At 66.3% G+C, this 12641-nt stretch carries 14 protein-coding genes; 9 read left to right on the top strand and 5 right to left on the bottom strand.

The window, feature by feature from the left end:
• Positions 1-25: 25 nt before the first annotated feature.
• The 6 genes from ACGFNJ_RS31020 (at position 26) to ACGFNJ_RS30995 (ending at position 6095) form a co-directional block, all read left to right on the top strand.
• The gene (locus ACGFNJ_RS31020; RefSeq protein WP_393456076.1) at positions 26-1396 is read left to right on the top strand and encodes an ABC transporter substrate-binding protein; all 1371 of its coding nucleotides are present in this window, start codon (positions 26-28) and stop codon (positions 1394-1396) included.
• 11 nt (positions 1397-1407) lie between these two features.
• Positions 1408-2265 carry a metallophosphoesterase family protein gene (locus tag ACGFNJ_RS31015; protein ID WP_393456073.1) on the top strand — a complete coding sequence of 286 codons (858 nt, stop codon included), beginning with the start codon at positions 1408-1410 and terminating at the stop codon, positions 2263-2265.
• A gap of 4 nt (positions 2266-2269) precedes the next feature.
• Entirely contained in the window at positions 2270-3232 is a 963-nt protein-coding gene (locus ACGFNJ_RS31010; RefSeq protein WP_393456070.1) for a carbohydrate ABC transporter permease, read from the top strand.
• Entirely contained in the window at positions 3222-4034 is an 813-nt protein-coding gene (locus tag ACGFNJ_RS31005; RefSeq protein ID WP_393456067.1) for a carbohydrate ABC transporter permease, read from the top strand. The genes ACGFNJ_RS31010 and ACGFNJ_RS31005 overlap by 11 nt, the downstream gene beginning before the upstream one ends.
• A 199-nt stretch (positions 4035-4233) precedes the next feature.
• Positions 4234-5412 (top strand): lipase family protein, encoded by a 1179-nt coding sequence (locus tag ACGFNJ_RS31000; RefSeq protein ID WP_393456064.1) that lies wholly within the window; start codon positions 4234-4236, stop codon positions 5410-5412.
• Positions 5409-6095 (top strand): DUF998 domain-containing protein, encoded by a 687-nt coding sequence (locus ACGFNJ_RS30995; RefSeq protein WP_393456061.1) that lies wholly within the window; start codon positions 5409-5411, stop codon positions 6093-6095. The genes ACGFNJ_RS31000 and ACGFNJ_RS30995 overlap by 4 nt, the downstream gene beginning before the upstream one ends.
• Positions 6096-6143: 48 nt before the next feature.
• On the opposite strand, the gene ACGFNJ_RS30990 is transcribed toward ACGFNJ_RS30995, so the two are convergent.
• Complete coding sequence (locus tag ACGFNJ_RS30990) at positions 6144-6869, bottom strand: SDR family NAD(P)-dependent oxidoreductase (RefSeq protein ID WP_393456058.1); 726 nt, start codon at positions 6867-6869, stop codon at positions 6144-6146.
• Positions 6870-6923: 54 nt separating this feature from the next.
• On the opposite strand from ACGFNJ_RS30990, the gene ACGFNJ_RS30985 reads away from it, so the two are divergent.
• Positions 6924-7538 (top strand): MarR family winged helix-turn-helix transcriptional regulator, encoded by a 615-nt coding sequence (locus tag ACGFNJ_RS30985; RefSeq protein ID WP_393456055.1) that lies wholly within the window; start codon positions 6924-6926, stop codon positions 7536-7538.
• On the opposite strand, the gene ACGFNJ_RS30980 is transcribed toward ACGFNJ_RS30985, so the two are convergent.
• Positions 7501-8325 (bottom strand): DUF1206 domain-containing protein, encoded by an 825-nt coding sequence (locus ACGFNJ_RS30980; protein ID WP_393456053.1) that lies wholly within the window; start codon positions 8323-8325, stop codon positions 7501-7503. The genes ACGFNJ_RS30985 and ACGFNJ_RS30980 overlap by 38 nt on opposite strands.
• Positions 8326-8624: 299 nt before the next feature.
• Positions 8625-9527 (bottom strand): LysR family transcriptional regulator, encoded by a 903-nt coding sequence (locus ACGFNJ_RS30975; protein WP_393456050.1) that lies wholly within the window; start codon positions 9525-9527, stop codon positions 8625-8627.
• A gap of 131 nt (positions 9528-9658) precedes the next feature.
• Between ACGFNJ_RS30975 and ACGFNJ_RS30970 the strand changes: the two genes are divergently transcribed.
• Positions 9659-9970, top strand: coding sequence for an EthD family reductase (locus tag ACGFNJ_RS30970; RefSeq protein WP_393456047.1), 312 nt, complete (start codon positions 9659-9661; stop codon positions 9968-9970).
• 40 nt (positions 9971-10010) lie between these two features.
• Here the strand turns inward: ACGFNJ_RS30970 and ACGFNJ_RS30965 are convergent, their stop codons facing one another.
• Positions 10011-10610, bottom strand: a complete 600-nt coding sequence (locus tag ACGFNJ_RS30965) for a TetR/AcrR family transcriptional regulator (protein ID WP_393456044.1) — start codon at positions 10608-10610, stop codon at positions 10011-10013.
• Between the two features lie 64 nt (positions 10611-10674).
• On the opposite strand from ACGFNJ_RS30965, the gene ACGFNJ_RS30960 reads away from it, so the two are divergent.
• A complete protein-coding gene (locus ACGFNJ_RS30960) occupies positions 10675-11157 on the top strand; it encodes a tautomerase family protein (RefSeq protein WP_393456041.1) in 483 nt (160 codons plus the stop codon).
• Positions 11158-11610: 453 nt separating this feature from the next.
• Here the strand turns inward: ACGFNJ_RS30960 and ACGFNJ_RS30955 are convergent, their stop codons facing one another.
• Positions 11611-12558, bottom strand: a complete 948-nt coding sequence (locus tag ACGFNJ_RS30955; RefSeq protein WP_393456038.1) for an SDR family NAD(P)-dependent oxidoreductase — start codon at positions 12556-12558, stop codon at positions 11611-11613.
• Positions 12559-12641 lie beyond the last annotated feature (83 nt).

Below are 12641 nucleotides of genomic sequence, written 5' to 3'. Positions count from 1 at the left end.
TTGCACACATGAGGAGAACCAGACCGTGAAACGCACCGCGCCCTTCCTGGGCATGGTGTTCGCAACCACCCTCGCGCTCAGCGCTTGTGGCGGACTCGGGAGCACCACCACCGATTCGAACTCCAGCACCGCCCAGATCCCGGAATTGAAGCCGGATCAGCAGGTGTCCATCGTGTTCGAGTCCTACAACTACGGACTCGCCGGAGCGTGGACCGACACCTTCAACACGCTGATCGCCGACTTCCGCACGAAGTTCCCGAATATCACGGTCACCGCGCAGAAGCCGCAAGGCAACAGCCCGAACCCGGCCACCGACACCATCTCCAGCATCCAGAACCAGATGGTCGCGGGCACCCCGCCGGATGTGGCGCAGCTCGGCTTCAGCGACCTGGACTACACCGTGCACCAGCTCGGCGCCAAGCCGCTGGACACGCTGGTCTCCAAGCAGGAGGTGCAGCGCAATTTCGACGGCGCCAAGCACCCGTACGCGCCGACCGCGCGCACCCTCACCGATTGGGACGGCCACACCTACGGTGTCCCGTTCGTCTTCTCCACCCCGGTGCTCTATTACAACGCCTCGCTGTTCACCGCGGCCGGTGTGGATCCGGCGAAGCCGCCGACCACCTGGCAGCAGGTGTCGGAGGCGGCCGCCGCGATCGCCAAGACCGGTAAGGACGGCATCTACGTCGACTGCCTGACCAAGACCGCCATAGACTGGTGCTTCCAGTCGCTGGTCCGGTCCAATGGCGGCCGCGTCATCTCCGCCGACCGCAAGTCGCTGACCTTCGCCGACGCGCCCGCCGTCGAGGTCGCCAGGATGAATCAGCAGTTGGTCGAGTCGGGCAGCATGCCGAAGCTCAACCAGAAGCAGGGCTACGAGGCGTTCGCCCGCGGCGATATCGGCATGATCCTGGAGACCAGCGCGATCCAAGGCACGTTCACCGCGGGCGCCAAGGACAAGTGGGACCTGCGCGCCGCGGCGATGCCGAGCTTCGCGGGCAAGCCGACGATTCCGACGAATTCCGGTGCGTCGCTGCACATTCTGTCCAACGACCCGGCCAAGCAGCGCGCGTCGTGGGAGCTGATCAAGTTCCTCACCAGCGAGGCCGCCTACACCAAGATCTCGCAAGGCATCGGCTACCTGCCGCTGCGCACCGGGTTGATGGACGACCCTAACGGGCTGAAGGACTGGTCGGCGAAAAACCCGCTGCTGCAACCGAATGTCGCGCAGCTAGCGAGCATGGAGCCGTGGGTTTCCATGCCGGGCAGCAACTATCTGCAGATCCGCGACGGCATGATGGACGCGGTCGAGGCAATCGTGTTCCAGGGCAAGGATCCTCAGTCCACCTTGACCGCCGCCCGTGAGCAGGGCGCCAAGCTCCTGCCGCAGCCATGAACGAGTCGACGATGGAAACAGTGACGATCGTCCAGCTGACCGACACGCACATCCGGCCCGTCGGCGAGCGGGTGCACGGCATGATCGACACCTACGCGAACCTCACCCATGTCCTGCAACAGCTTCGGGCGTCCGGCCGGCGCATCGATGCGCTGGTGCTCTCCGGTGACCTGACCGACACCGGGTGCCCCGAGGCCTACCGGCGACTGCGGGACGCGGTCGATCCGGTGGCCGCGGAGCTCGGCGCACAAGCCATCTATGTGATGGGCAATCACGACGAGCGCACCGCGTTCGGCGCCGAGCTGCTCGGCATAGATTCCGCCACAGCCGATCCCGATGCCACCCACGATCACGTGTTCGACGTGGCCGGGGTGCGGGTCATCGCGTTGGACAGCACCACGCCGCGCCGCCACGACGGCAGGCTGGAGCCGCATCAGCTGGACTGGCTTGCCGACCAGCTGCGCGAACCCGCGCAGCACGGCACACTGCTGGTGCTGCACCATCCGCCGATCCGCTCGCCCATCGCGACCACCGAGTACCTCCGGCTCGAGCAGCCGGAACTGCTCGAGGAGGTGATCGCGGGATCGGATGTGCGACTGATCATCTGCGGGCACAACCACCTCACCGGCGCGGCCGCGCTCGGCGGCGTCCCGGTCTGGATCGGACCGGCGCTGTCGTACCGGATCGATCCGATGGCTCCGGTCGGCAGGCACCGCGGGTTGGTCGGGTTCGGCTACAGCCGGATCGACCTGCTCGGTTCGACCATGGTGGCCACCGCCATCGAGGCGACCCCAGCCGAAATGGTCTACGACAGAGCGGAACAAGACGTGCTCGAGCAGCTCGCCGCGTTGGCGGCGGAGGCCAGGTAGGTCGATGTTCGTCATCGAAGCTCCGCGTCCCACCGAGGCAGCGGCCGATCCGGTCGCTGCCCCGGCGCCGCCCTCGCCCCGCCTCGCCCGGTTCCGCCGGGCGGGGCGGTTCGTGGTGCCGTACCTGTATCTGGCGCCCGCGTTGTTCCTGCTCGTCGTGTGGACCTATCGGCCGCTGGTGCAGGCGGTCGAATTGTCCACGTACTCATGGAATCTGCTGCCGACCTCGCCGATGAAATCGGTGGGCACCGGCAATTACGAACGGCTCATGGAGCTGCCTGCCTTCTGGAATTCGATCGGGCGCACCGGCGCGCTCATCGCGGGCATGCTGCCGTTCACCGTGCTGCTTCCGCTGATCATCGCCCTGGCGAGCAAGCGCGTGCACGGCAGAGCAAGAACGGTCTACCAGGCCTTGATCTTCGTGCCGTTCCTCGTCGCGCCGGTCGCGGCGGCCGCGGTCTGGCGTTGGCTGCTGCATCCCGGCGGCGGGTTCGTCGGCGAGCTGCTCGGCTCGAAGCACAACTGGGTCTACGACGCGAGTACCGCGCACGCGGTGATCATCGGGATCACCGGGTGGCAGCTGCTCGGGTTCTCGGTGCTGGTGGTGTGGGCCGGATTGGCAGGCATCAGTGGGGATTACGACGAGGCCGCTCAGGTCGACGGCGCGAGCCCAGGACAGATCCGGCGCTGGATCACGCTGCCGCTGCTCTCGCCCACCGTGATGTTCCTGGTGCTCACCACCGTCTTGCTCAGTCCCATCCTGACCTTCCCGCTCATCGATTCGATGACGCAGGGCGGTCCGTCGCAGTCGACCACGAACATCTATTACCTGTTGTGGGACTACGCCTTCCACAGCTTCGACGCCGGGCTCAGCGCGGCCGCGGGCGTGTTGTTGTTCGCCGGGTTCGGCGTGCTCGCCGGGATACTGGTGTGGATCTCGGAAAAGGTTGCCTTCCATGATGATTGATCGCCTCCGGACCGCGGGCAGCCACGTGCTGCTCGCGGTCACCGCCGTGGTGTGTGTGTTTCCGATCTACTGGCTGTTCGCCACCTCGCTGCGGCGGCCCGAGGACGTCACCTCGCTGTCGCCGATCCCGTGGCCGCTCTCGATCGCCAACTACACGGACGCGGCACAGAAGGTCGACGTCCTCGGATTGATCGGCAACACCTTCTTCATCGCCGCCCTGTCCGCCGTCGGCCAACTGCTCATCGCGTTGCTCGCGTCCTACGCGTTCGCGATGTACACGTTCCCGTTCCAAAAGGTCCTGTATCTGGCGTTTGTCGGGACCTGGCTGGTGCCGTTCCAGGTGACGATGCTGCCGAACTATGTGCTGCTCACCAAGCTCGGCCTGATCAACTCGCTGATCGGTGTCGTGCTGCCGACCCTGTGCTCGGCGCTCGCGGTGCTGATGCTGCGTCAGCACATGGCGAGCTTCCCCAAGGAGCTGGTCGCGGCCGCCAAGATCGACGGGCGCTCCTCGTGGTCGATCCTCTGGACCGTTGTCGTGCCCAACCTGCGGCCCGCGCTGGCCGCGCTGGGCATCCTGTTGTTCATCAACGCCTGGAACGAATACTTCTGGCCTGCCGTCGTGCTGCGCCAATCGAACAGCGTGCTGCAGCTCGGCCTGCGCAGTTTCATGGGCACCGAGGGTGACCAGTGGGGGCCGATGATGGCGCTGGCCAGCCTGGCCTGCCTGCCTGTGCTGGTGATGTATCTGGTGTTGCAGCGCCACATCGTCAACGCGTTCGTGCGGTCGGGGTTGAAGTAGGGTCCCGGTTACGAATCGGTTCACAATCTGAGATTCCAGTCACTCACCAGTGCACGACTGTCGTTCTCCCGACATTCTGATCTTGCCGAGTCATGGCCCCGAGCAGCATAAATGCGACCGACCGGTTGCCTACCGCCAGGGGCCGTGGCGATGAGGGGTCGAAACCGGTGCGCAGCAGAGTCGAAGGAGCGAGTTGATCGTGCGACCGAAGAGGGCACTGACCGGGATATCACTGGCGGCACTGGCGACGCTGTTGCTCGCGGCGAGTTGCGGATCCGCCGAGGACACCGCGGGCACCGAACCGGTGCAGCGGCCCGGCACTCTCCTCATGCAGCGGCCGTTGACCAACGGCGGTCCGCTGCTGTCCGCGGTCACCGGATCGGCCACCTACATTCGCTACCTTTCCACCGCACCGGACAAATCGACCATCGAGGTGTCCGGCGCGGTGTACCTGCCGAAAGGCACACCGCCCGAAGGCGGCTGGCCGCTGGTCGCGTACGGGCACGGCACCACCGGCGTCGCCGACGAGTGCGCGCCGACGAACTCGCCGGGGCTCTACGGCAACGACACCACCGTCTCGAAGTTGCTCGAGGACCACCGCGCGGTCGTGATGACCAACTATCAGGGCCTCGACGGACCCGGCGGCGCGCCGTACCTCGACGCCGCGTCCTCCGGATACGACGTGCTCGACTCGGTCCGTGCCGCACAGGCACTCGACCTGCCGGTCACCAAGGACGTCGTCCTCGTCGGGCTCTCCCAGGGCGGGCGCGCCACCGAGTCCGCGGCCGAGACGGCCAAAACCTATGCGCCCGAACTGAAGATCCTCGGCAACGTGCTGCTCTCGCCTGCGCTGCGCAGCGAACTGGCGCAGGCCGCGCAGGCGCAGACCTTGACCGTCGGCCAGTACCTGCTGCTGCCCTACCTGGTGGCGGCCGTGCGCTACGGCAACCCGGACTACTCGTTCGACAAGGTGTTGCACGAACCGCTGCTCTCGGCCGCGCCGCGGCTGGAAGGGCTGTGCACCGGCCAATCGACGCTGCGCGACTTCGCCGTCGGCCAGGCCGCGACCCCGGCCGCCGCCCAATTCGTCGACGACGCCGCACGCGCCGCGCTCGCGGACTACGAGTCCGGCGGCAACCTGCCCAAGATCGCCTCCGACATCCCGACTTTCATTTCCCGCGGCGACAAAGACGATCTCGTCAACACCGAGTGGGGCAACCAGGCCATCGCCGAAATGTGCACTCTCGGCACGAATCTCGTGGACACCGTGCTGCCGGGCGGTCACGAAGCCTGGCGGGCGCGCGGCGACCTGGTCGCGCACTGGATCACCGACCGTTTCGCGGGCAAGCCCGTCCCGGCCACCACCTGCCGCCGGTGATCGCCCGCCTGAAAACCGGTGCGGTCCTGCTGATCCTGACGGTTTCCTACTTCATCGTTCAGCTGATCGTCGCGTCCCGCTGGCCGGAACCCAACGGCTACAGCTGGGCCGACAACATGATCAGCGACCTCGGTGTCCCCGAATGCCTCGGCGACATGCACCAATACGGCCTGCACCCGTCTCGGTACATCTGTTCCCCCTGGCACGCCACCATGTCCACCGAGTTCGTCCTGCTCGGCGTCCTGCTCGGCGCCGCCACCTTCCTCCTCACCCCCTTGCTCCCCAAATCCCCACTCGCCCGGGCGATCCCCTACCTCGCGCTGCTCAACTGCCTCGGCATCGTGCTGGTCGGCGCCTTCCCGGGCAGCGCCGACGAATTCCCCGGCGACCACCAGCTCCGCATCATCCTGCACCCCACCGGCGCCTACCTCGAACTGCTCACCGGCCTCGCCATCATGATCATCGCCGCCCGCGTCTTCCCCGCCAACCGCCCCTACACCACCGTCACCATCGTCCTGATCATCCTCACCCTCATCGGCATGATCGCCAGCCTCGCCCCCACCCACCTCGGCCTCGGCGGCGGAACCGCCGAACGCCTAGCCCTCGACCCCTTCGTCTGGTGGCGAGTCTTCACCGGCATCTACATCCTCGCCGCCCTCCCCCGCCTCCACCGTGCTGGATGACGTTTGTGACTGAACAAGGCGAGTGTCAGTGGCCCGCGACGAGGGTGGTCATCGGGTGGTGTGGGCACCTCCGTTGACGTGCAGGGTCTGCCCGGTGATGTGGCGCGCACCAGCGGAGGCCAGAAAATAGGTGGTCTCGGCGATGTCGCTCGGGCGCCCCGCCCTTCCGTTGTGGGTGGCCTCGATCAGCTCCGCTCGCCGCTGCTCGCTGAGATTTCCGTGGAAGAAGTCGGTCTCGGCGACGTACCCCGGCGCAATCAGGTTGGCCGTCAAAGCCTTGGCGCCGACTTGCGACGACAGCCCGGCGGTCCATGCTGCCAGCGCCGCTTTCGCTGCGCCGTACGAGGTTCCGGCGTATTCGGCACCGATGGAACCGATGTTGATGATCGAGCCGTTTGGCCGCAGTTTGTCGAGTACGGCCGTGGTGGTGAGCACGGCGCTGAGCAGATTGGCGTCCAGGTTCGCCCGCCACCCCGTCAGCACTTCTTCGAGATGTGTGGGCTGCCCACCTGATTGGTCGAAGTCGGTGTTGCCGCCGGCCATGTTGATCACCACGTCGAGATCCGGACCCAGTTCGTCGGCCATCTGTGCCACTTGCAGTGGATCAGTGGCGTCGCAGGTAATAGGTCGCGCGTCGATCTCGGCTGCGGTGTCGGCGAGTCGGTCGGCATTGCGCCCGGTGATGATGACGACGTCACCGCCTGCGCGGAACCGGGCGGCCACCGCCTTACCCAGCCCGTTTCCGCCGCCGGTAACCAGCACGATACGACTCACGACCGCTCCTCCGTTTGCTATGTTTAGCTCTAAACGTATCGAGGAAGGTGGCGGGTGTCCAACGATTTCGATGCCGACGGTTACCCGCTGAGCCAGGTCTTCACGTGGCCCGCAGCCGATATCGCCGCGTCGTGGCAGCGCGAGCTTCCCGGTGTGCGCACCGAGTCCATCGAGATCATTACGCCGGTCTGGCGGATTGCGAAGGTCCTCGCCGACGACCGGCGACGCACCCTGGCGAAGCTCGGAATCGACCCGTCCACACTCGATCTGCTCAGCGTGATAAGACGTTCCGGTCCGCCGTACGAACTCACGACCCGCGAGATCACCCGCCGGACGCTGATCACTGCAGGCGCTGTCTCCCAGCGGGTTGCCCGCGCCGAGCACGCCGGGCTGGTTGAACGATCCCCCTCGGCGGTATCGCGCCGCGCGGTCGCTGTCAGACTCACCGCAACCGGCCACGACCTCGTCGAAACGACCGTACGCCAACTACTCGAGCACGAAGCAGACATGATCGGCGCACTCACGGCTGTCCAGCGCACGGCACTCGCCGGGATTCTCGTCACACTGGAACAGGCACTTGTCGCGGCGCCGTCGGACGAGGTTGATCTTCCACGCACCTCGGGCGATGAGGCTAGTGGACCTTGCGGAACCGGGCGTCGAGAAAGGTGAAGATCGCGAACGCGGCCAGGCCGACCGCAACGATGAGCAGCAGCACGGTCCCGTACCGCTCGGCAGCCAGGGTCTTGAGCGCCACGTCCAGCCCAGTCGCCTTCTGCGGCTGGCTCTGCACGGCGGCCACAACGACGAGCACCCCCGCACCGGCGTACACCCCACCGAGCGCCGCGTACCCGAGCTGACCGAGCCGGATCACGACCCGTTCCATCGACCGGCTCGCCTTACCGAAGTCCTGCTCCTCGCCGAACCGCCTCGACAAGCCGTGGCGGGCGACGAACAAGCCCGCGACGACGATCGCGAGCCCGATGCCGATCACCACCGGCTTGCCCCACTGCTTGCTGAGCAGGCTGCCGATGAGACCGAGCTGCGCCTGGTCGGTCGACGGGGCCAGCGACCCGCTCGCGAGCTTGGCCGCGCTGTAGGCGAGGTAACCGAACAGAACCGCCTCACCGAAGTTCATCGCGCGCAGCAGCTTCTGCTTCCGGCTACTCCGCGCGCCGGTGAAGGTCTCGAGCAACTGCCACAGCACGGCGAACCCGAGCCCGACGGCGATGAGCCAGAGCACGAACCCGCCACCGGAGTTCTCCGCGAGGTTCTGCAGCGCGCCGGTCTTGTCCGCTTTCCCGACCCCACCGCCATCGAGGTCGCCGAGCGCGACCTGAACGCAGACCCACGCCATGAGCAGGTGAACTACGCCGTACGCCACCAGGCCCACCCGCGCCGCCAACTGGAACGGCGCGCTGCCGACCACCTCGTGATGGACCTGATTCGACTTCCTCATAAGCACACCACGAGAAAACCGTAACCGCGCCAGGCCTCGCTGGCGCCCTTAATGCGCACACACATCATCGGCATGATGGTGCGTTCGACCAGCCCCCGGATGGACACGGCCACTTGATCTTCCGGCGTCCAACCGGCCCACTCAGCGCGGTCCGTGGCAAACAAAGACGTTCAGGCAGTCCGCGGTGGTCCGCATCTATCCTCGCGGCGCTCCCCCGCCTCCACCGAACAGCCTCCTGAACAACGCTTTCGGCGCGTCCCCGCCACCGCCGACGTTCGTCTCGCGTGACCTGCCGCGCGTCAGTCCTGCAGCCAGTGCAGTTCGTGCGCCAGGGTTTTGGCGACGGTGCGGAGGCGGCGGTGTAGTGGTGACTGCACGCGCGGGAGGACCAGGTGGATCGTCAAGGTGGGTGCGCCATGCAGCGGTCGCCACGTGAGACCGGCCGACATGGTCGTGACTGCGGCTTCACCGGCCGGGGCGAGGGTGAGCCCGTCGCGTAGATCGCGCTGAGACATGTCGAAAGAGACTGCGGGCGTGTGGAATCGGGGGCTCGGCCGGGTGTCGCGGAACAGTGCGGACAGCTGATCGTGGATCACAGGGTTGGCAGTACGGTCGGGAAGTCGCAGCGGATACGCGGCCGCGGCGGCGATCTCGATCTCCGGGTGTTCGGCCAGCGGATGATGCTGTGCCAATTGGACCCCGACCCGCTCACGCCGCAGTAGGAACCTGCGCACGCCACGACCCGGCTGCTCACCGCGGGTGATCCCCGCATCGATACGGCCATCGGCGACCGCGGGGGAAATCTCCGGTGTCGCCATCGGGACCGCGCCGACCTCGAGTCCCTGGCTGCTGCGAATGAGCCTGTCCACCAAGGCCGGTGCCGTCTCGGCCCCAGTGCTGAGGCTGTATCCGATACGCAGCGTGCCCAGTTCACCTGCCCCCGCGTTCCGGGCGGTGTCCCATGCCCGGTCCAGCGCCGCCAGCGCTGGCGGCGCCGATTCCGCCAAAGCCGCACCGGCCGTGGTCAATACGACGCTCCGTGTGTTGCGAACCAGCAGGCTCGTACCGAGTTCCGCTTCCAATCGACGCATCCGGGCACTGAGCGCGGGCTGCGCGATACCGATCCGTGCGGCCGCGCGGGTGAAGTTCAACTCCTGCGCCAGCACCAGAAAGTACCGCAGGCTCACCGTATCCGGCGCCATATGCCCTCCCCGTCGATTGATAACGATCCGTTCTGAGCCTATCGCTTTCCGGCCTTTCCCTCGACCACACATCAAGCCCTAACCTGCGCATATGACGATTCAACCGACCGAGGAAGCTGCAGGGGGCAGTCATGCATAAGTTGCTGGTCCTGTATCCCAAGCCCGCCGATCCCGACCATTTCCGCGACTACTACGTGACCGAACACCTTCCGCTGGTCATGCAGATGCCCGGCCTACTCGCGTGGCGCTACAGCTTCGACGTGACGGCGACCAACGGAGAAGCGCCGTATTTCGCGGTCTTCGAAGCCGACTTCGCGGACGCCGCCGCCATGGCCGCCGCGCGGACGTCGCCGCAAGGCCAGCGAACGGCCGCCGATGTCGCCAACTACGCCACCGGCGGTGTGGTCATCATCGACTATCCGGTGCAGGACGGCGCCGGCTGAGACAGGACGGTACGCACGGGGACGCGTGCTGACTTCGGGCTCAGCGGCCTTGCTCACCCAACACCAGATCGATCGTGTATCCGGCGATCCTGCGGAGCTCCGCCTCATCGCCGAAAGCCCGTTCAAACACGGCTAATCCGCGCGTGACTGTCACAACGTGCAAGGCGGCGGTCCCGGGTGTTCCGTCGAACTCGCCCAGCCGTTGCCCCTCGACGAAGGCCTCCTCGACGAGGGCGGTGATGCGGCTGACGAGGTCGGCGAAGGCACGGCGCGCGTCCTCTCCGAGGCCCTCGCCCTTGCCCGGCGCCAACTCCATCAGGCCGCGCGTGGTCGGACACCCGCGAGGCGGGGAGCCGGAACGAAAGTTCTTGATCGTCGCGTCGAAAAAGGCAACGAGACGCTCGCGCAGCGTCCCCGTGCCGAGCACGTTCTGCAGCGTGTCGAGATACTTGTTCGCATAGCGCTCGTAGGCGACGAGAAACAGCGCCTCCTTACTGCCATAGGCGTTGTAGAGGCTGCCGCGCTGGACGCCTGCGTCGCGCGCGATGTCTGCGAGGGAAGTGCCTCGCACGCCCTTGCGCCAGAACTGATCGAACGCAATGCGCAGGACTTCGTCGTGGTCAAACTCTCGTGGTCGCAACGGTTCTCCCGATCGGCGATGGGCAGCCTCGAGCCACAAGAGTACTTGACAGCATGTCAAGAACATGTTCTTATCACGATGTCAAAAATGGTTCGCACCACTTTGCGGGCAGCTGCACCAGGGCGTCGGACGTCGTTACCGGACTGGCCGACCGAATGCGAAAGGATTCGCCATGCCCCTCGTTCACATTTCGCTGCGTGCCGGGAAGCCCGACAGCTATCGCCAGGCGATTTTCGACGGCATCTACCGGGCAATGCGCGAAACGCTCGACGTTCCCGAGGGCGATCAGTTCATGACCATCACCGAACACGACGCCGCAAACTTTCGCTACGGCAACGCATTTGGCATAGACCGCAGTCACGATCTCGTATACATCCAGATCACCGTTTTCAACACACGCACAGGTGCGCAGAAGAGTGCACTGTTCCGGCGGATCGCCGAGCTGCTCAGCGACAACCCCGGCGTCCGCCCAGCAGACATCTTCATCAATGTTCTCGATTCCGCAAAGGAGAACTGGTCCATCGGCCACGGCGCGCAATTCGCCTGAAGCAGCACACCGTGTCGTGTGACCTGCCCGCTCAGGAACCGGGCTCGAAAAATATTGCGGCTAAATCGAATTCAGCCCTGCTGAGCCCGTCCGCCGGGCCGGGCCGGACGAGGTCGGGTGCCCCCGATCCTGTCGCAGATGCGCCGCACCGCGAGATCCGACTCGGTCGTACCGATCTCGCCCTGATCTCCTTGTCGAAGAGCCCACTGACGCGCCACGCCCAAAGCCCGCCCGCGGCCTCTTCGGACAGCGCATTTCCCGGCTGGTGTCGTGCAGTCCGCGCCCCCATCAGCGGAATTACAGTGCACCGGACCCACTCCCGCGGGCAAGCCGAGCCTCCGCGACGCCATCGACAAACCACCGCGGCGCCTTACGGCTGCCGCCAGCGCGGCGGAAGTACCTTGCCCTGATGGATCGTGGCCGCGCGGGCGGCCAACATCTTGTCGGCGCGGACTACACCGTGCTGGCCGATTCGGAGGGAAGCGAATTCTGCTTGGACTGAATGATGGGGAACTTCACTCCGGTGAGGTCTTCGGAGACGGCCCACAGCCGCTGCTGGACGGCTACCTCGTACGACTCGGGGCTGGAGGTGACCAGTCGGGGGTTGCCCTTGACCTCGTTGCGTCCGCCGGGTCCGTAGTACTGGCCGCCGAGCGCGGCGGGGTCGGTGGCGGCGCGCAGGGTCGGCAGCGCGCCCATCGCAGCCGACTGGGTGATCAGCGGCGCGAGCCAGGTGAACGGAAGCCGCAGGGCCGCAGGGGTATTGCGGGCCAGCTCGGTGTTGGATCCGCCGGGGTGCGCGGCCAGCGCGACGGTGGTGCCGTGCGTGGCCAGCCTGCGCTGCAGCTCGTAGGTGAACATCAGGTTGGCCAGCTTGGACTGACCGTAGGCGCCGACCCGACTGTAGGACCGCTCCCACTGCAGGTCGTCGAAGTGGATCGCGGCCCGGATGCGGTGGCCGATGCTGCTGACCGTCACCACGCGTGAGCCGGGCACCGGCAGCATCAGGTCGAGCAGCAGCCCGGTGAGCGCGAAGTGGCCGAGATGGTTGGTGCCGAACTGCATTTCGAAGCCGTCCTGGGTGGTCTGCTTCGGGGTGTACATCACGCCGGCGTTGTTGATCAGCAGGTCGATCCGGTCGAGCCGCGACCGCAGCGCGGCCGCCGCGGTCCGGACCGAATCGAGCGAGGTCAGGTCCAGCGCCTGCACGGTCACGTCGCCGCTCATGCGGGCCGCGGCCTGTTCGCCCTTCTCGACGTTGCGCACGGCGAGCACCACGGACGCTCCGTGCTCAGCGAGCGCCTTGGCGGTCTCGTACCCCAGTCCGGTGTTGGCCCCGGTCACCACGGCCACCCGCCCGCGCTGGTCCGGAATGTTCGTCGTCGTCCACTTCGCGCTCATGTCAGGCTCCCGTCAATTAACGTACCGAAGGTATCTTGTGCCTACGACGCTAAAGTACTTTCGGTACATTGTCAACGTACCGC

Source organism: Nocardia sp. NPDC049149, from assembly GCF_043197455.1.
Lineage (GTDB): Bacteria > Actinomycetota > Actinomycetes > Mycobacteriales > Mycobacteriaceae > Nocardia.
Note: the sequence above shows the minus strand (reverse complement) of the source record. Positions and strands in the feature narration are given on the sequence as shown.

Coding starts and splice junctions, on each gene's coding strand:
- ACGFNJ_RS31005 (WP_393456067.1), top strand. CDS start 3,222: ATGATGATTGATCGCCTCCGGACCGCGGGCAGCCACGTGCTGCTCGCG.
- ACGFNJ_RS30955 (WP_393456038.1), bottom strand. CDS start 12,558: ATGAGCGCGAAGTGGACGACGACGAACATTCCGGACCAGCGCGGGCGG.
- ACGFNJ_RS30960 (WP_393456041.1), top strand. CDS start 10,675: ATGTTCTTATCACGATGTCAAAAATGGTTCGCACCACTTTGCGGGCAG.
- ACGFNJ_RS31010 (WP_393456070.1), top strand. CDS start 2,270: ATGTTCGTCATCGAAGCTCCGCGTCCCACCGAGGCAGCGGCCGATCCG.
- ACGFNJ_RS30975 (WP_393456050.1), bottom strand. CDS start 9,527: ATGGCGCCGGATACGGTGAGCCTGCGGTACTTTCTGGTGCTGGCGCAG.
- ACGFNJ_RS30980 (WP_393456053.1), bottom strand. CDS start 8,325: ATGAGGAAGTCGAATCAGGTCCATCACGAGGTGGTCGGCAGCGCGCCG.
- ACGFNJ_RS30970 (WP_393456047.1), top strand. CDS start 9,659: ATGCATAAGTTGCTGGTCCTGTATCCCAAGCCCGCCGATCCCGACCAT.
- ACGFNJ_RS31015 (WP_393456073.1), top strand. CDS start 1,408: ATGGAAACAGTGACGATCGTCCAGCTGACCGACACGCACATCCGGCCC.